The 17,120-nt window shown below is 70.4% G+C and carries 17 protein-coding genes; 6 read left to right on the top strand and 11 right to left on the bottom strand.

Annotated features, from left to right (window positions below; all coding sequences use genetic code 11):
* Positions 1-23: 23 nt before the first annotated feature.
* The 9 genes from EER30_RS22520 to EER30_RS22555 form a co-directional block, all read right to left on the bottom strand.
* On the bottom strand, positions 24-3,584 hold the full coding sequence (locus tag EER30_RS22520) for a S8 family serine peptidase (protein ID WP_205650351.1): 3,561 nt from the start codon (positions 3,582-3,584) through the stop codon (positions 24-26).
* Between the two features lie 114 nt (positions 3,585-3,698).
* Positions 3,699-4,172, bottom strand: a complete 474-nt coding sequence (locus EER30_RS22525) for a universal stress protein (RefSeq protein WP_164842446.1) — start codon at positions 4,170-4,172, stop codon at positions 3,699-3,701.
* A 96-nt stretch (positions 4,173-4,268) separates the two neighbouring features.
* The gene (locus tag EER30_RS47245; protein ID WP_164842447.1) at positions 4,269-4,430 is read right to left on the bottom strand and encodes a hypothetical protein; all 162 of its coding nucleotides are present in this window, start codon (positions 4,428-4,430) and stop codon (positions 4,269-4,271) included.
* A 68-nt stretch (positions 4,431-4,498) separates the two neighbouring features.
* Positions 4,499-4,999, bottom strand: a complete 501-nt coding sequence (locus EER30_RS22530) for a phospholipase (protein WP_240670231.1) — start codon at positions 4,997-4,999, stop codon at positions 4,499-4,501.
* 151 nt (positions 5,000-5,150) lie between these two features.
* Entirely contained in the window at positions 5,151-6,050 is a 900-nt protein-coding gene (locus tag EER30_RS22535) for a serine hydrolase (protein ID WP_349290886.1), read from the bottom strand.
* A gap of 68 nt (positions 6,051-6,118) precedes the next feature.
* On the bottom strand, positions 6,119-6,391 hold the full coding sequence (locus EER30_RS22540; RefSeq protein ID WP_205650352.1) for a hypothetical protein: 273 nt from the start codon (positions 6,389-6,391) through the stop codon (positions 6,119-6,121).
* The gene (locus EER30_RS22545) at positions 6,388-6,723 is read right to left on the bottom strand and encodes a hypothetical protein (protein ID WP_127502477.1); all 336 of its coding nucleotides are present in this window, start codon (positions 6,721-6,723) and stop codon (positions 6,388-6,390) included. Before EER30_RS22545 ends, EER30_RS22540 begins: the two co-directional genes overlap by 4 nt.
* A 10-nt stretch (positions 6,724-6,733) precedes the next feature.
* Positions 6,734-8,167: an ATP-binding protein gene (locus tag EER30_RS22550; RefSeq protein ID WP_127502478.1), complete on the bottom strand. Its 1,434-nt coding sequence runs from the start codon at positions 8,165-8,167 to the stop codon at positions 6,734-6,736.
* A 454-nt stretch (positions 8,168-8,621) separates the two neighbouring features.
* Complete coding sequence (locus EER30_RS22555; RefSeq protein WP_127502479.1) at positions 8,622-8,996, bottom strand: response regulator; 375 nt, start codon at positions 8,994-8,996, stop codon at positions 8,622-8,624.
* A 204-nt stretch (positions 8,997-9,200) separates the two neighbouring features.
* Between EER30_RS22555 and EER30_RS22560 the strand changes: the two genes are divergently transcribed.
* Positions 9,201-9,431 (top strand): hypothetical protein, encoded by a 231-nt coding sequence (locus EER30_RS22560; RefSeq protein ID WP_127502480.1) that lies wholly within the window; start codon positions 9,201-9,203, stop codon positions 9,429-9,431.
* 407 nt (positions 9,432-9,838) lie between these two features.
* Complete coding sequence (locus tag EER30_RS22565) at positions 9,839-11,653, top strand: anthranilate synthase family protein (protein WP_127502481.1); 1,815 nt, start codon at positions 9,839-9,841, stop codon at positions 11,651-11,653.
* Positions 11,654-11,714: 61 nt separating this feature from the next.
* Here the strand turns inward: EER30_RS22565 and EER30_RS22570 are convergent, their stop codons facing one another.
* Complete coding sequence (locus tag EER30_RS22570; RefSeq protein ID WP_127502482.1) at positions 11,715-13,067, bottom strand: alpha/beta fold hydrolase; 1,353 nt, start codon at positions 13,065-13,067, stop codon at positions 11,715-11,717.
* A 109-nt stretch (positions 13,068-13,176) separates the two neighbouring features.
* Between EER30_RS22570 and EER30_RS22575 the strand changes: the two genes are divergently transcribed.
* From EER30_RS22575 to EER30_RS22590, 4 genes are all read left to right on the top strand, one after another.
* Positions 13,177-14,526 carry a sensor histidine kinase gene (locus tag EER30_RS22575; protein WP_127502483.1) on the top strand — a complete coding sequence of 450 codons (1,350 nt, stop codon included), beginning with the start codon at positions 13,177-13,179 and terminating at the stop codon, positions 14,524-14,526.
* Positions 14,514-15,200, top strand: a complete 687-nt coding sequence (locus tag EER30_RS22580) for a response regulator (RefSeq protein ID WP_240670232.1) — start codon at positions 14,514-14,516, stop codon at positions 15,198-15,200. The genes EER30_RS22575 and EER30_RS22580 overlap by 13 nt, the downstream gene beginning before the upstream one ends.
* A gap of 85 nt (positions 15,201-15,285) precedes the next feature.
* On the top strand, positions 15,286-15,864 hold the full coding sequence (locus EER30_RS22585; protein ID WP_127502484.1) for a DsbA family protein: 579 nt from the start codon (positions 15,286-15,288) through the stop codon (positions 15,862-15,864).
* 64 nt (positions 15,865-15,928) lie between these two features.
* Positions 15,929-16,201, top strand: a complete 273-nt coding sequence (locus tag EER30_RS22590; protein ID WP_127502485.1) for a hypothetical protein — start codon at positions 15,929-15,931, stop codon at positions 16,199-16,201.
* 22 nt (positions 16,202-16,223) lie between these two features.
* Here the strand turns inward: EER30_RS22590 and EER30_RS22595 are convergent, their stop codons facing one another.
* On the bottom strand, positions 16,224-17,102 hold the full coding sequence (locus EER30_RS22595; RefSeq protein ID WP_127502486.1) for a TIGR03560 family F420-dependent LLM class oxidoreductase: 879 nt from the start codon (positions 17,100-17,102) through the stop codon (positions 16,224-16,226).
* Positions 17,103-17,120: the final 18 nt, after the last annotated feature.

The raw sequence follows: 17,120 nt of genomic DNA on the forward strand, positions 1-17,120 counted from the left end.
CGAGGGCCGGGCCGGGGTTTCGATCAGCGGACGCCGAAGGCGCGGATCACCGTCTGCGTGACCGAGCCCTGGCGGGCGGGGTCGGCCGCTGTTGCCCGCACGCTCACGAAGCGGGCCGACCTCGGCGCGTCCAGGACGCCGCTCTTGGGCAGGGCGCGCCAAGAACGGCCGTCGTCGTACGACACCTCGACGCGGGCCGCCCCCAGCGGCTTCCCGTTCATGCGGCTGGCCGTCACCGCGAGGTGGGCCTTGCGCGACGCCACACCCGACAGGTCGGTCGCCACCCGGTAGTCGAGCTGCGTCAGTTCCAGGGGCACCGACTCGACCGGGTCCAGGTTCGGCTTCGGCGAGTGGAAGGCCCACTCGGTCCGCGTCCGGGTGCTGTACGGCGTGTACGAGCCGTCGTTCGTCACCTCGGTGACCAGCCGCAGCGACTTGGCCTCCTCGCCGACCCACGCCTCCAGCTTGTCCTCGTCGGCCCGGGCCAGCTCGACGGAGCCCTCGTAAAGGGCCGTCGTCTGGGTCACGCCGCGCGACAGGGTCCCCTGGTGGTGCGGGTCGCTGTCGGCGAAGCCGGGCAGGGCGAACACGCCGACGATGTAGCCGTTGCGGGCCGGGGCCGGGAACATGCCCGCGGCGAACTGTCGTGGACGTCCGACCGGGGCGAACCACGTCGCTTTCGACGTACGCCCGGTGGGGTAGGCCTGGGCATCCGAGATCATGGTCAGCTCGCCGGAGACGCCGGCTTGTTCCCGCCACGAGCCGGGCGAAACCCAGTCGGTGCGCTTACCCTGGGCCGGGATCGGCAGGGACGGACCGAAGTACATCGAGCCGGGACGGTCCGGCGGCACGTCACCGCGGACCATGTAGCCGCTGCCGGGCTTGAGGGCGCGGAACTCCTGCTCGACCCGGGCAAGATCGCGTTCGCGGGGACGCCAGCTCAAATTCGAAGGGATCGCGTCGCGGTGCCAGCGGTTCAGGTCGTAGACGAAGCGCGGAACCGGGTGCGACTCGACCGTGACCGACGAGCGGCCCAGCCGGGCGATCAGCCTCTCCCCCGGGTCCCGGGCGATGCCCGCCACCGGAAGCGGGGTGGCCGGGTCGCTGACGTCCCACCAGGCGTCGAGCCGCCCTGCTCCACTGTTGACGATCAGCAGCATCGTCGCGCCCGCCTTCGCCGCCGCCGCGGCCTGGGCCAGGGCGGTGTTCACGTCGACGAACCGGACGACCGCCACCTTGCCGCGCGCGGCTGTGAACGAAGCACCCGGCGGCACGAGCACCGCGCCGCGCTTGCCGGTGCCCTCGGGCAGCCGGCCCGAACCGGATTGGTACAGCAGGTCGTCGAAGCGTTCACCGCCGACGGTCAGGGTCAGCGGCGCCTGCATCGAGCTCCAGCGCGTGCCGACCGTGAACGAGCCCTGCTTGACCTTGGCCGTCGGGGTCAGCCAGATGCTGTCGTACTGCGGCCCGAGGAAGAGCGCGTCGCCGAACGGGTGTCGCGACGGATACGACCGGAAGAGGTCGACGCGCAGCTCGGCCATCGTGCTGCGCTGCGGCGTCGTGACACGCGCCTGGGTCAGCTTCGTGCCGTCGAGGGTCAGCGAACGGTCCCCTTCCACGACCACCTCGGGCGCGACCACCACGGCCTGCCCCAGCGAGTGCGGTCCGCCGGCGCCACGTACGTCCGAGTAGAGCCACGCCGCCCACGTGCTCGTCGGCAGCCGCAGCTCGGCGGTGCCCGAGGCCTCGATCCGGTACGCCTTCGGGGCGGTGTCGTTCAGCACGTCCTTGAGGATCAGCGTGCCTTCCAGGGGCTTGCCGTCCGGTCCCTTGGTGTTCACCTTCACGAGGGCTCGTTTGCCCTCACGGTTGACCGCCACCGTCGAGCGCAGCGCCACTCCGTCCGGCCCCGAGGCCACCAGATAAGCCATGGCGTACGTGTCGTCGGGCATCGGATCGAGCGGGAGCACCACCTTGGCGTCCGTCGTCCCGCGCGCCGGCACGGTGATCTGCTCCTGCGGCAACGTGAAGGCGCTGCTGGTGACGTTCAGGTCGAGGGTCACGGCCGTGTCGCCCAGGTTCGTGTACGTGATGACCTGCTCGGCCTGCTGCCCCGGCGCGTACGGCCACCGCAGCGAGGCGAACGTGCTGCCGGTCGCGAACACCGTTCCGTGCACGGCCTTGTCGACGTCGATGCGCCCGGTGCCCGCCCACTCCGGCGGCACCCGCGGCACCTGCACCGACGTGCTCATCAGGACGTTCTTGAGGCGCGGGCCGGTCCAGTCCGGGTGGGCCGCGGCGAGCAGGGCGGCCGCGCCCGCGACATGCGGCGTGGCCATCGAGGTGCCGCTCATGGTCTGGTACGCACCCTCGCCTTTGGGCGCGTACTGCGACCTCGCCGCCAGGATGTCGACGCCCGGCGCGCTCAGGTCAGGCTTGGGGGCGTTGTCGCCCCAGCGCCCGCCGCGGCTGGAGAACGTCGCGAGCAGGTCGTACTGGTTGACCGCGCCGACGGTCAGCGCCGAGGTCGCCGCCCCGGGCGCGCCGACCGTTTCGGCGTCCGGCCCGCTGTTGCCGGCCGCGATGACGAAGAGCGCCCCGGTCTCGGCGCTGAGCCGGTCGACCGCCGCGCTGAGCGGGTCGGTGCCGTCGGTCGGACCGCCGCCCAGGCTCATGTTGATCACCTTGGCCTTGGCGGTGCGGGCCGCCCATTCCATGCCGCCGATGATCCAGGAGTCCTGGCCCTCGCCCTGGTCGTTGAGCACCTTGCCGATGTGCAGCTCGGCGCCGGGGGCCACGCCCTTCTCGGCTCCGCCCGAGGCCGCTCCGGTGCCGGCGATCGTGGACGCCACGTGCGTACCGTGGCCGTGCCGGTCGGTGACCTCCTCGCCGGGCACGAAACTGGTCGCTTCCTCAATGCGTCCGGCCAGGTCGGGGTGGCCCGTGTCGACGCCGGTGTCGAGCACCGCGACGTCGACGCCCGCGCCGGTGTCACCGCCCGCCCACACCTTCGGGGCGCCGATCTGCGCGGTGCTGTCGGCCAGCGTGGCCCGCACCTTGCCGTCGAGCCAGACCCGCTTGATGGCGCTTAGCTTTGGCAAGCTCGGCATGGACGTTCCTGGGCGCGCCAGCGTCGAGAAGAATTCCCGCGTACGGGCCACCGTGATCGCCGCGCCGCCGATGCTCTCCAGCGGGCGTACCGCGGAAGCGCTCTTGGGCAGGGCGCGAATGCCGTCGGCGTATTCGACGATCAGCGGCAGCCGGGCGGCACGCGCGTCGTCGTATCCGTCGGCCACGAGGCGGGTGACGTTGAAGAGTTCCTCGTCGAGAAGACCCGAGGCCACGTACGGCATCGCGGCGTCCGGATAGGCGTAGGTGTCCCCCTCGAACGTGCTGACGCGCAGCCCGCCCGGGGCTTCGACGCGGATGACCGTGTCCCCGGAGAGGGTCACGCGGTCCCCGGTGATGAGAGTTACCGTGCGGGTCTCGCCTGGGGCGGCCGGCGGGTCGGCGGACGCCGGGGCAGCGGGGATCGCCCCCACCGCGGCGGCCGTAACCACAGCTAGAACGGACTGTACGAGCAACGCGACTCCTGAGTGGTGCGGAACGAGTTGCATCGAAGCCTGTGGAGATCTGATTACGGCGCGGTAAAGGCGCCCTGTCCACATGGCGCCATGTCCACTCCGCGCCACGCAGGGTCAGCTGAGAAATCGGTCCAGTTCCGCGACCAGGATCCGCTTCGAACCCGCGCGCGCCAACTCCGGCGGCGGCACGACGATCACCGGACAGACGGCGCCCTTGACGGTCGACCGCACGACGTCGCCACCCCACCAGCGGCGGCGGGCGGCCCCCAGCACGATCAGGTCGCCCGGCTCGGTCGCGTAGTCCTGCAACACGTACGACGCCTTGCCGCTGGGCACCCGGATCGACGCGCCCACCTCTCGCGCCGACTGCCCCACGGCCTGCCGGAACGTCTCCTGCACGAGCCGCCCGCACTGGTCGGCCACCGTACGCTGGAAGTCCCACGACGGCCGGGCCCGCGAACTCGACTCGAGGTGCCAGGCCCGCACAGCCCACAGGGGTACGCCCCGGCGCCGCGCCTCGGTCAGCGCGAACCGCACGGCCGCGAGCCCGGACAGCGACGACGACACCCCGACGATCACTTTGGTCACCGGTCCACGGTCGCTCTTCTTTCGCCCGGCGACCAGACCTGTTGACGCAACGTTGACGCCCAGTTTTCCGGTCTTCTCAGGCCTCTCGCAGGCTTCTCAGGCCGCCGCGGTTACACCACCGGCGACCAGCACGGCGCCCGAGGCGATCAGCAGGGCAGTGCACACTTTGCGGGTGCGCGGGCTCGGCGGCGACTGGTCGAGCACCGCGATCAACACGCCCCACACCGCGGCGAGGCCGCCGGCCAGAAATCCGAACATCGTTGCAGAATGCCGTCACCGGCCGTCGCAAGGATCCAACGGCCGGTGACGTGAAAGTGAATAGCGGGCTAGTTCTTGCTCTTCAGGATCGCCGCGGCCTTGTCGATGTCGGTCTGCTTGACCGCCGCGATCGAGCCGAAGTTCTTCACGGCCTGGTAGTACGTCCAGGCGAGGCTGTTGCAGGCCGCCCCGGAGACACCGCCGTAGTTGGCGCAGACCCGCTTGAGGTCGGCGTAGAACGTGTCGTCGACCCGGGCCTTGTTGGCCGGGAAGGTGCCGATCGCCTTGTAGTTGCGGTAACCGAAGTCGTGGTGCCAGCAGGAGTTCTCGAAGGGGTAGCCGAGGGGGTTGTCGGGGCTGGTCGAGCAGTAGTCGGTCGACCAGTCGAAGCCGTACGACGCCCACGGGCCGCGGTTGTTACGAGCGGCGTTCCATTCCGCGGTGCTGGCCGAGGTCGGCTGGGTCCAGCGGGCGAGGACGGTGGCCTTCGAGTCCGCGGCGAGCGCGGCGTTGGCCGGGAAGAGAGCGGCGAGGGCGAGGAGCAGGACGACGAGGACGCGTCGGGTCAACGGAGCCTCCTGGTTGAGGGGATGCCCCAGAGCCTCCGGTGTCGCGGTTAACGCATCCATACCCGTCTATGAAATCTGGCACTCCGCGCGCGCAAATCCCGGAGGGTATTCCCTTAACGATCGCTAACGTGATTGTGTTGACAGACCTGTGTCAGTACTTCAGGTGTTCACGTGTCAGCTTCGCTACCTTCTCGACCAGGGCGATGCCGGTGTCCATCGTCTGGTTGTTGTGCGACAGCACGGCCACCGAGACGTCCACCTTGCCGTCGGGCGACGTGATGCGGCCGATCGTGTTGACCGCCCACAGCCCGTTGTCGGCCGAGCGCGTGTCCCACCCGTTCTTCACGGTCGTGGTCTCGCCGGGCTTGGCCGCCGCCGGCACACCCCAGTCCTGCGCCTCGTCGACGGTGTTCATCAACTCGAAGGCCGTCGTGCGGGAGCCCTTGTCGAGCGGACCCTTGGCGTCGACGAACTTGGCGAGCAGCTTGACCTGGTCGCTGGCGGTCGTCCTGGTGAGGCCCCAGGCCTTGTTCACGGTCGTCTGGGTCAGGCCGAGGCGCTTGTTGCACTTGGTGATCGCGGACTGGCCGCCCAGGTGCTGGAAAAGCTCGGTGGTCGCGTTGTTGTCGCTGAGCTGGATCATCGGCTTGGCCAGGGCCAGCTCGCTCTTGGTCGGTTCACGATCGGCGTCCTGCGCCTTGAGCAGCTCGCACGCGAGGATCTGAGCCTTGACGATGCTCGCCGTGTCGAACTTCGTGGACCCCTCATAGGCGTACGCCTGGCCGGTCTTCTTGTCGAGGACGGCGACCGAGAAGTCGGGGGTCTCGACCGCGACCTGCTTGAGGGCGGTGTCGAGCAGCTTGGCCCGCTTGGCCCGCTCGATGCGCGCGAGCTCCTCGGGGCTCGGACCGGTCGGGCTCGGCCTGCCCCCGGTCAGCGCGGAGGGCAGAACCCCCGGGTCGTCGTCAGCCATGCCGAGCGCGATCAGACCGCCGCCGCCCAGGATCACGGCTGCTGCCACAGCGATGATGAGGTTTCGGGAACTCCGCACCCAGGCATAGTGCCGCCTTCTCGGCGAGGACTCAAACCGTCATACACAGGGCAGCGTCATCGATACGTTCAGTTGTGGATTCCGACGGTCGCGGTCTTCGTCTCCTCGGTATCTTCGGTCCGTTCGGCCTCTTCGGTCTCGAAACCCGTGCGGTGCATGGTTTCCCACACCGCCGGGCGGCCGTGCCAGGCCGAGACCGCGCCCCACACCTGCCACAACGCGAGCACCTGGCGATATCCGAAGTTCTCCAGCACGGCCGCGACGACCCCGCGCAGCATGTCGCTCCAGCGCGGATAACGGTGGAACGACACCTCCTCGATGAAGAGCGCGACCAGACTCACGAGCAACCCGTAGCCGTACGCCACCAGGGCGAACCGCCACGCGAAGCCGACATAAGGGCGGCGTGGGCGTCGCCGCGCAGCTTGCCGAGCAGCCCGAGCGCGGCGGGCAGGGCCGCGTGCCAGGCATCGTCCGGGATGGCGATGAGGTCCTCGGCGCCTTCCTCACCGTTCTCGGCCACGAACGCGAGCAGAGCCCGCCGCGGCCCCGCCGCCAGCGCCGCCCGCCGCCCGTGCCGGACGCGGCGCCAGACCCGCACGACCACGATCCCGATCGCCGTACCGGCCACCACGGCCAGCAGCGCCAGCATCGCGACGCGAAACACCTCGAACAACGCCGGCCCCTCAGCTCTCGACCGGCAGGCGGACGGTGACGGTCGTGCCGACGTTCTCGCTCGAGTCGACGTCGATCGCGCCGCTGTGGTTCTCGATGATCGTGCGGGCGATGGCCAGGCCCAGGCCGGTGCCGGGGATCGCCTGCTTGATGGCGTTCGTGCCGCGGAAGAACCGTACGAAAAGGGCCTGCTGCTCCTCGGCCGGGATGCCCATGCCGGTGTCGGCGATCACGAGGACCGCCTGATCGCCGCGACGTTCGGCCCGGACGGTCACGACGCCGTCGGGCTGGGTGAACTTGACCGCGTTGGTGAGCAGGTTGTCGACCACGCGGTTGAGCTGGGCGCCGTCGCCGCGCACCCGCAGCGGCCCGCACACCTCCAGCTCGAGCCTGACTCCGCCCTTGCTCGCCGCCGCCCCGACCGCCCCGAGCGCCCGGTCGACCACCGCGACCAGATCGAGCGGAACCCGTTCACTCCCGAAGCCGCCCGACTCGATCTTCGAGAGGATCAGGATGTCCTCGACCAGGTCGCGCAGCCGCCTCGTGTTGCGCCCGATCACCTCGAGCATGCGCCGCTGAGCCTCGGTGAGGTCGTTCGGCCCGCCGTCCCGCAGCAGCTCCAGATAGCCCGAGATGCTGGTCAGGGGCGTACGCAGCTCGTGCGAGACGGTCGACATGAAATCAGCCTTGGCCGTGTCGAGTTCCTGCAGACGCGCGCTGACCTGCTCCTTGTTGCGCCGGATGATCTCGCTCTGCTCGGCCGCCGCGTTGACCGCCTCGGCGAGCGCCTGGATCTCCGCAGGCCCCTCCGTCGAGTCGGCCCGGGCGTTCAACTTCCCATCCCGTACGCGGTCCAGGGTCTGGACAACCGCGCCGAGGGGCCGGGTGAGTCGCCGGGTCGTGCGCACAGCCGTGACGACAGCCGCAGCGGTCGCCGTAACGGTCAAGACCGAGACCACCGCGATCGCGGCCCACTGCAGGGCGCCAACCCGGGAACGAAGGTCGTCGGCCCGGGCCGCCAGCGTGAACCGCAGATCCTCGTTGGCCCGCAGGAACCCCTGCGAGAGCTCCTTGCCCCGCTCGGCGGCCCTGATCACGGCCTGGCTGCGGGGCGGCTCGAGGCGCTGCTTCTCGGCGTTCGACCACCACGCGTCCGCCTTGGCGATCTGGTCGGCGGCGGCCGACGCGTGCTGGTCGGCACTGAGCCGGCGCAGGACGCCGCCCGCGAGCTCGTAGTCGCTGCGCGCCACGTAGTAGGTGCTGAGCATCTGCTCGTCGGACGTGAGCAGGTAGCCGCGCAGTCCCCGCTGCGCGTCGGTGAGCACCGCCCGCATCTCGGCGTTCGCGAGTTGCAGCGGCTGCACATGGGCGGTGAGCTGCTGCACGGCCCGATGCTCGACCAGCACCACGGCCAGCTCGGCCAGCCCCGATCCGATGATCAGCACCACAAGAACCGCAAAGGCCCTGCTGAGAAGCCCGCCGACAGAACCGTCGCGCCGGCCCCATCGATGACCCCACCGCCAAACCCGAGCCAGCCCCCGAACTCGGCCCGGCCACCGAGCCCCAGCCGGCCCGTGAGCAGCAGCCTGCCCCTGAGACCCAGCCTGCCCCTGAGACCCAGGCGGCTCGTGAGCCCCAGCCGGCTCGTGGTCGCCGGTGGCACCCTGAACTTCAGCGAGCCTCAAGGCGTCAACCGGCCCTGGGGCGCCGGCCAACCCGCGGCTGCCCTCGCCCGCCGGGCGAACGTCGTGGTCCGGCGCCGGCCCTGTCACGCCAGAACCACCTCGCCATGAGGGCCCACGGGAATCGTCAGGCGGTGTCTTCCCGGTGGTGCCACCGGGTTCTATCGTCCTGCCGGAGCTGTCGCGTCGTCGCATCGTCCCGGCGTACGCCCGCTTCTCAGGCCCGGGCCCGGCTCAGCAGGGCCTGGATGCGCGAGACGAGCTCGCGCGGGCTGAAGGGCTTGGTCACGTAGTCGTCGGCTCCGGCGCTGAAGCCGCCCTCGACGTCCTGCTCCTGCACGCGGGCCGTGAGCATGATGATCAGAATTCCGGCCGTGGACGGGTCGGACCGCAGCATGCGGCACACGTCGATGCCGGAGAGCCCGGGCATCGACACGTCGAGCACGGCCAGCGTCGGCTGCCGGCTGCGCGCCTGCTCGACCGCCGTCTGCCCGTCCTCGACCGCGATCACCTCGAAGCCGGCCTGCTCAAGCTTGAACGCCACCAGGTCGCGGATGTCAGCGTCATCGTCGGCGACCAAGACCACCGTCACGGCAATCTCCCTCGGGTTGGTTGCGCTGCTTTCGCTACTTATCGGGACCATATCCGGTTAGTCCGGGTTGTGAGGCCGCTCCGGAAATGCCGACGCGCTCGGACTCCTGCAACTGACGCGCACCCGCCGCGCAGCAGTCCTGCAGCCGCGTTCAGGTGTTCTGAATTGGCAAGCCCACTCGCACCGCCCGGCAGGAGGTTTCCGATGAGCCCAGTTCTCGACGACATCCGGTCCGAAGCCCTTTTCGCCTCGAACCTGCAGCGTTCCCAGCGCCCCACCCCCGAAGTGATCCGCGAGGTCGTGACCACCACGGTCACCAGCCTCGGAGAAGCTCGCTGCGCCGAGGTGGTGGCCCAGGAGTTCGGCGAACACCCCGACTGCGCCCTCGGCCGCATGCTCTGGGCCCGAACCGCCGTCCGCTCCGCCTTCGCCTGACCCAGCCCGGCCCGGCTCGGCCCGGCTCGGCCCGGCTCGGCCCGGCCCGGCCCAGGCTCGGCTCGGCTCGGCCCCGGCTCGGCTCGGCCCCGGGTCGGCCCAGGCTCGGCTCGGCCCCGGCTCGGCTCGGCCCCGGCTCGGCCCCGGCCCGGGCCGGTCCGGCCTGAGCTGGTGCGGTCCACCCCGATCCGCCGCTCGGGTGGGCGAATTCTGGGACGGGACTGGTGTCTGGCTCGCCGCCGGTCGTAAGCTCGGCCGCATGCTGCACGCGCGATTGAATTGGTGGCCCGCCTGACCGGCGGCTCACTCTCCCGCGCGTAACAACCCACGCGGCCGCCTCCCCGAGGCGGCCGTTTTCGTATGGTCGGACCTCGGTCGGCGCCGCCGAGACCCGAAAGAGGACCACCATGCGGCCTTTCGCTCTGCTCCACCGGGACGGCGCCGACCACGTCGAAGTGCTCACAGGAGACGTCGTGACCGTCGCCTCGCTCGACGACATTCCCCTGCATCGCGGCCGGCCCACCCTGGCCGTCGTCCCCTATCGGCAGATCACCGAACGTGGCTTCGACTGCGTCGACGACGCCGCGCCGCTCGAGTGCCTGATCGTGCGGTCGTCGCGGAAGGAACCGCTCGACGCTTTCCCGCCGGGCCCGATCAGCGTCAGTGAGGGCGGCTTCGACCTGTCTGACGACGAATACGGCTCGATCGTCGAGAACGTGCTGCGCGACGAGATCGGACGCGGTGAGGGCGCCAACTTCGTGATCCATCGGGTCTACACCGGGAGGGTCGACGGTGATCCGATCGCCGCCGCCCGGTCGGCCTTCGGTCGCCTGCTCGCGTCGGAGCAGGGCACCTACTGGACGTTCCTCGTGCACACGGGCACCCGCACGCTCGTCGGCGCCACCCCGGAGCGCCATGTCAGCGTCACCGACGGGATCACGATGATGAACCCGATCAGCGGCACCTTCCGCAACGGCTCCGGCCGCCTGCTCGACTTCCTGCGGGACCCGAAGGAGGTCGAGGAGCTCTACATGGTCTTGGACGAGGAGCTCAAGATGATGGCGAAGGTGGCCGAGCACGGCGGCCAGGTCGCCGGCCCTTACCTGAAGCAGATGACCCACCTGACGCACACCGAGTATCTGCTGGCCGGGCGCGGCTCGCTCGACGTGCGCGACGTCCTGCGCGAGACCATGTTCGCCCCTACGGTGACCGGCAGCCCGATCGAGAACGCCTGCCGGGTGATCGCCCGGCACGAGCGGCGCGGACGCGGCTACTACGCCGGCGTGCTCGCCCTGCTCGACCACGACGACCAGGGCCGGCAGACGTTGGACGCGCCGATCCTCATCCGCACCGCGGAGATCTCTCCGGAGGGCGCGTTGCGCGTGCCGGTCGGCGCGACGCTGGTGCGCCACTCGACCGCGGCGGGCGAGGTCGCGGAGACGCACACCAAGGCGGCGGGCATTCTCGCGGCCCTCGGCGCGGTCGCCGCGAAGTCCGAACCAGGTCGCGCGGAAGTGGAGTCGCCCGAGGTGCAGGCCGCGTTGGCGGCGCGCAACGACGGGCTCGCTCGTTTCTGGCTCGACTCCCGGTCGCCGGGAGCCCTCACGGTTCCCGGGCTGGCCGGCCGGACCGCCGTGATCATCGACGGCGAGGACACGTTCACCGCGATGCTGGCCCACCAGCTCAAGGAACTGGGCCTCTCGGTCACCGTGGCCCCCTGGACCCTGCTCCCGGCGGCGGCCGCGGACGCCGATCTCGTGATCGCGGGGCCCGGCCCGGGTGATCCTGGTGACACCCGTGACCCGAAGATGGCAACCGTCCGCGAAATGATCGCCGCCCGGCTCGCGGAGCGGAAGCCGCTCTTCGCCGTGTGCCTCGGGCACCAGATTCTCGCCGGCCTGCTCGGGCTCGACCTGCACCGGCGGGACTCGCCCTACCAAGGGCTGGCACGTGACGTCGATCTCTTCGGCACGCAGCGCCGGGTCGGCTTCTATTCGAGCTTCACCGCTCTCGCTCCGGCCGACGATGTCACCACCACCTACGGTCCCGTCGAGATCGCGCGGGATCAGACTGACTCGGCGGTGCACGCGCTGCGCGGGCCCGGTTTCGCCGGTGTGCAGTTCCACCCGGAGTCGGTGCTCAGCCGCGACGGCGTGGCCGTGCTGGCCGAACTTCTTCCAGAACTGCTGTCCGATGTGATTAGCCCGGCCAAGAACGGGTAGCGAAGAGGGTTGCCGGTGGTTCAAGGGGATCGAGAGCCTCCGCTTGGGCCACCGGCCCCGATCAGCCGGCGAGAACATCGTCAAGCACCTCGACAAACCGCCCAGGCTGCTCGAAGAGCACCGCGTGACCGGCGCCCGGGACATCGACCAGCTTCTTGGTTGGTGCCCGCAGCAGCGCATACCAATCGTCGAAGAGCACTCGAAGCCCGCGCATCTCGTCGCCGCCCATCACGAACCAGGCCGGCACCGGCAGGCTCGGGGCGTCGCGGCGCAGGTCGATCTCCTGCATTCTGGGATAGAGCACGTCCCAGGTGTCGAGCATCGCATTCACCACGTGGGCCTTTTGCAGCACCGTGTACTCCCGGACGTTCAGCCCGAAGCTCGGCGTCTGCTGGTCGTAGGCCTGATTCTCGTACGTCATGATCGGCTCGTAGCCCCAGACGTCGGGATAGGGCGGCGGGCCCTGATCGGTCAGCTGCCGGGCGACCTCGTCGCGGCCGGACGAGCGCGCCCAGGACAGAATGTCGTCGTAGAAGATGCGGTCGCTCGCCCTCAGGTCGACGGCCTGGCCCGAGCCGATGTACGCGGCGAACTTCTCCGGATGCCGGCTCAGGGCGAGAACCGACAGGATCGAACCGCCCGAGTGGCCCAGCAGGTAGATCTTGTCGTGGTGGAACCGCTCGCGAAGGTAGTCGGTGACCTCGATGATGTCGTCGACCATCCGGTCGACGGTGACTCGTGACGTCGGGTCGAGCGCCGGATAGGACGAGCCGCCGCCTCGCCGGTCGAGCGTGGCCATGACGAAGCGCTGTTCGACGGCGCCCAGGTGGGTGCGGACGTTGCCCAGCTCGGACCCGCCCGGCGCGCCCGGCACGAAGAGCAGGACCGGGAGGTCGGCCCGCTCCCCACGGATCATCACGCCGAGCCCGCCGACCCGGGTGAGCTCGGCGACACCGCCCGGGATCGGCGCTGTGCGGGCCGGAACGGCTATGACCGCCAGCAGGAGCAACAGACCGGCGGCGGGAAGCGCGACCAGCACCCGGCTCAGCCGCCGCTTGGCGCCACGACCGAGCGCCAGGCCGAGCAGAAGCGGCAGCAGGGTCAGGACGGCCTGCAACCCTCGACCGGCGACCAGGGCGACCACCCCGAACAGGCTGGCATGGGGCGGCTCGGCGGAAGGGCCGGCCACGCCGGAACGGGCGAGCTCGAGCGCGACGAGGAAAGCGACCGGAACAGTCAGCCAGATCAGGCGGGAACGGCCGGAGCGGCCGGCGGCCCACCCGATCGCCACACTGACCGCGACCGAGCAGAGCGCCTGGGTGACGGTCAGCGGGCCGCGCGGGGTCCACCACCCCGCGACAGCACCCCAGAGAGCGGCGGGTAGGGCCCAGAGAAGCGCCGGAAGTCGAGTCATGCGAGAGACGATCCCGCTCGGCGGCCGGGAGCACAGCCGCCATCGGTCGGGGGTCGACCCAGTACTTTGGTAGGTCCTCAGCCGCCGCCGCAGCTCGTAGGCTGCGCTCATGTCGTCGCTTCTGTTCGCGTTGCTGGTGCCCGGCCCGCCGGGCAGCCGGCTCTCGGTCCTGCGCGACCGCACGGCCGACATCCTGGCTGTGCTGTCCGCGCTGGCCTACGGCGCGATCATGGTGCCGCTCGGCGACGCGACCTCGCCCCACGCGGCGATCCCCTGGCAGGCCGACGTGGCGATCGGCATCCCGTGCGCGCTCGCTCTGCTGGTCCGCCGCCGGTGGCCGCTGGGGCTCTGCCTCGCGCTGCTGCCGTTCGGCGCCATCTCGGTGATGGCGACCGGCGCCATCCTGGTGGCCCTGTTCACCGTCGCCATCCGCCGTCGTGCGGGCCTGGTGCTCGCCCTCGCCGCCGCCCACCTCTCGACCGGTGTCGTCTATTACGTCCTGCAGCACGACCCGCCGTTCGCCCTCTGGGTCGACCTGCTCATGCGGTCGGTGACCGGGCTCGCGGCGATCGGCTGGGGCATGTTCCTGCAGGCCTACCGGCACCTGACCTCGTCCCTACGGGTCGAGGCGGCGAACGCCCAGGCTCAGCAGCAGCTACGGGTCGACCAGGCGCGGCTGAGCGAGCGGACACGCATCGCTCGCGAGATGCACGACGTTCTCGCTCACCGCATGTCCATGGTCAGCCTGCACGCGGGGGCGCTCGAGGTGCGCACCGACGCCGACCCCGACGAGATCGCGACCGCCGCCCGCACGATCCGCATCAGCTCCCACGAGGCCCTGGAGGAATTGCGCACGGTCATCGGCGTCCTGCGCCAGACCGAACCCGAGAACACCGGGTACGCCACCACAACCACCACCGATGGCACCGCGGTGAACCACCACCTGATTGGTCCCGGCGCCGACCTGGCGGCTGCTCTCGACACTCTCGTCGGGGAGGACCGCGCGGGCTCCGGCGACCGCGACGAGGGTGATGCCGACACTCGGCCCGAGCCGCCGCAGCCGCGGTTCTGGGAGGTGGCCGATCTGCTGACCGGGGCGCGCACGGCCGGCATGAACATCGACTTCGCGTGGGTGGTCCCCCGGGCGTCGCCGTCACAGGAGCTGGGGCGGACGGCCTATCGGGTGGTGCAGGAGGCGCTGACCAACGCGCGCAAGCATGCCCCCGGCGCCGAGGTCGAGGTGCTGCTCGACGGAGGTGGCGACCGCGATCTGCGCATCCGGGTCGTGAACTCGCTGGAGAGCTGGCCGGGGGTGCCTCCGGTCGTCGACGAAGTGCCCGGGGCGGGCGCGGGCCTGATCGGGGTCGGTGAACGGGTGGCGCTCGTCGGCGGCCGGGTGGAGTACGGCCCCGAGGGCGACCGTTTCCGCCTGGAGGCGTGGTTGCCGTGGCGCGAATAGCTCCGGCCGAGGACGGCAGCAGGCCGACGCGGCTGGTCATCGTCGATGACGATCCGATGGTGCGCACCGGGCTGCGGCTGATGTTCGGGGGCCTGCCCGATCTTGAGGTGGTCGGGGAAGCGGCCGACGGGGCTGAGGCGATCACGGCGGTCGACGCGCACTGGCCCGATGTCATCCTCATGGACGTTCGGATGCCGCGGGTCGACGGCGTCGAGGCGACCCGACGCATTCGTGGGCGGGCCGGGGCTCCGCAGGTCATCATGCTGACGACGTTCAACGTGGATGCGCAGGTGCTGGAGGCGCTTCGCAGCGGGGCCACCGGGTTCCTGCTCAAGGACACGCCGCCGGCGGATCTGATCGCGGCCGTTCGGAACGTGGCCGCCGGCGGGAGCATCCTGTCGCCGCAGGTGATCCGGACCGTTGTCGACTTCGTGGCCGCCTCCGGTGGGGGGACTCGGCGTGCGCAGGCGCACGAGCAGTTGAACAGGCTCACCGATCGGGAACGTGAGGTGGCGATCGGCCTGGGGCACGGCTGGTCCAACGCCGAGATCGGTGCCGCTCTCGGCATGGGCGTCTCAACGGTGAAAGGCCACGTGTCGCGCGTCCTGGCCAAGCTCTGCATGAACAACCGCTCCCAGGCCGCGGTGCTGATCCACGACGCCGGCCTGGTCTGACAGGCCGAAAGGAGACGACACCTGAAGGAACGGACGGGCAACAGGAGCGAGAACGGCGTACAGATTCGCGATCTAGGCTTTGGGCATGGAGGCCACTTACTTTTTCGATCCCGCGTGTCCGTTCACCTGGCGCACCTCGCGCTGGCTGGTGGCGGTCGCGCCTGAGCGGGCCGTTGCCGTGCAGTGGCGGGCGTTCAGCCTGCTGGAGTTGAACGGCGACAACACTCCCGAGCGATTCCGGGGTCGGGTGCAGGCGTCATTCCGGGCGTTGCGGCTGGTCGAAGCGCTGCGGGCGGACAGCCGGGCGGAGACAGCCGGGGCGTTCTACACCGAGCTCGGCACGCGGGTGCACGAGCAGGGGGCCACGCTGGACGACGCGACTGTCAACGAGGCGGCCGAGGCCGCGGGCATCGAGGACGCCAAAGCGGTTCTGGACGACGAGCGCTGGGACGAGGCCGTTCGCGCGTCGCACGCGGCCGGGCTCGAGCTGGCCGGGCCGGGCGTCGGATCGCCGGTGTTGCACGTGGAGGGTGCGACGCGCGGGCTGCACGGTCCGATCATCGCCGAGGTGCCCACCGGCGACGAGACGTTGACCATGTTCGATTCGGTGGTCACTCTCATGCGCGTCGACACCTTCTTCGAGGTGAAACGCGGACGGGGCTAGTTGCGTTTAACGGCGTGACACGGATGGGTATCCGCGTCACGCCGATCACCACCGGAGGGGTTTGATGTCCGAAGAGCCGCAGGTCACGCTCGATTCCCATTCGCTCAACCCGGTCGAGGAGAAGCTGCGCGGGCCGCTCGAGGAACAGCTCACGTCGGCGCTGCAGGCCGCGACCGACAAGATCAGGCACGGGTACGACGGGGAAAGCGTCGACGAGGTGACCGAGCAGTTGCTCGACGGGACCCGTTCGGGCCTGCACCCGGACATCGCCGCCGGGTTCCACCCCGACCACGCCCAGCTCCGCCGCGTCGCCGAGGCCATCGTCACCGGCCACTGACCGTCGGCGCCGCGCGGGCAAACTAGGACGTGACGATTTCCCGGATCGTGTCCATCGCTCGCAGGCGGTCAGCGCCGGTGCCGAGGTAGGCGTCCGGGATGATCAGTTCGGTCAGGCCCAGGGCGGCGTACGCGGCCACGTCGTCGGCGAGCTTGGCCGGAGAGCCGCCGATGACCGGTGTCGTCGTCTCCGGAACAGGCCCGTCCACGACGGTCAGGGCCTGGGCCGTGCGGGCGATCGCCTTCGGGTCGCGGCCCACCGCGGCGCAGTGCGAGTCCAGGACCGCGGACTTGTGGGCCACCAGCTCCGGCCGCCCCCAGCAGTTCCACTCGTCGGCGTATTCGGCCACGACGCGCAGCATCCGCTTCTCGCCCTTCGCGCCGATCATCAGCGGGAGCGGCTGCTGCACCGGCTTCGGCTCACAAACCGCGTCGGTGACCTGGTAATAGTCACCATCCACGGTGGTGCGTGAATCGTTGAGCAGGCCGCGCAGCACCTTCACGCCCTCGACGAACCGGTCGATCCTCTGCTTCAGTGGGGGCAGCTCGATCCCGTACTGCTGGTGTTCGTTGATCTGCCATCCGGCCCCGACGCCGAAGACGAACCGTCCGCCGCTGATCTGGTCGACCGTCGCGGCCATGTTCGCCAGGACGGCCGGGTGACGATAGGTCATGCCGTAGACGAGCGTGCCGATCCGCACCCGCGGGACCGCTGCCGCCAGCGCCGCCACCACCGAGCCGCATTCGAGGACGGGCCAGGTGTCGTCCTGCCCAGGGTCCACGTTCGGCATGAAGTGGTCGGCGAACCAGACGCCGTCCCAGCCGGTCTCGGCCGCGTGCCGTGCCGTCTCGAGAACGCCGGCGAAGCTCTGCCCGGCGCCGGGCCATATCGAAAGTCGCATGCGGACACCTTTCCAGAG

Source organism: Actinoplanes solisilvae (assembly GCF_003999975.1).
Taxonomy (GTDB): Bacteria; Actinomycetota; Actinomycetes; order Mycobacteriales; family Micromonosporaceae; genus Actinoplanes; species Actinoplanes solisilvae.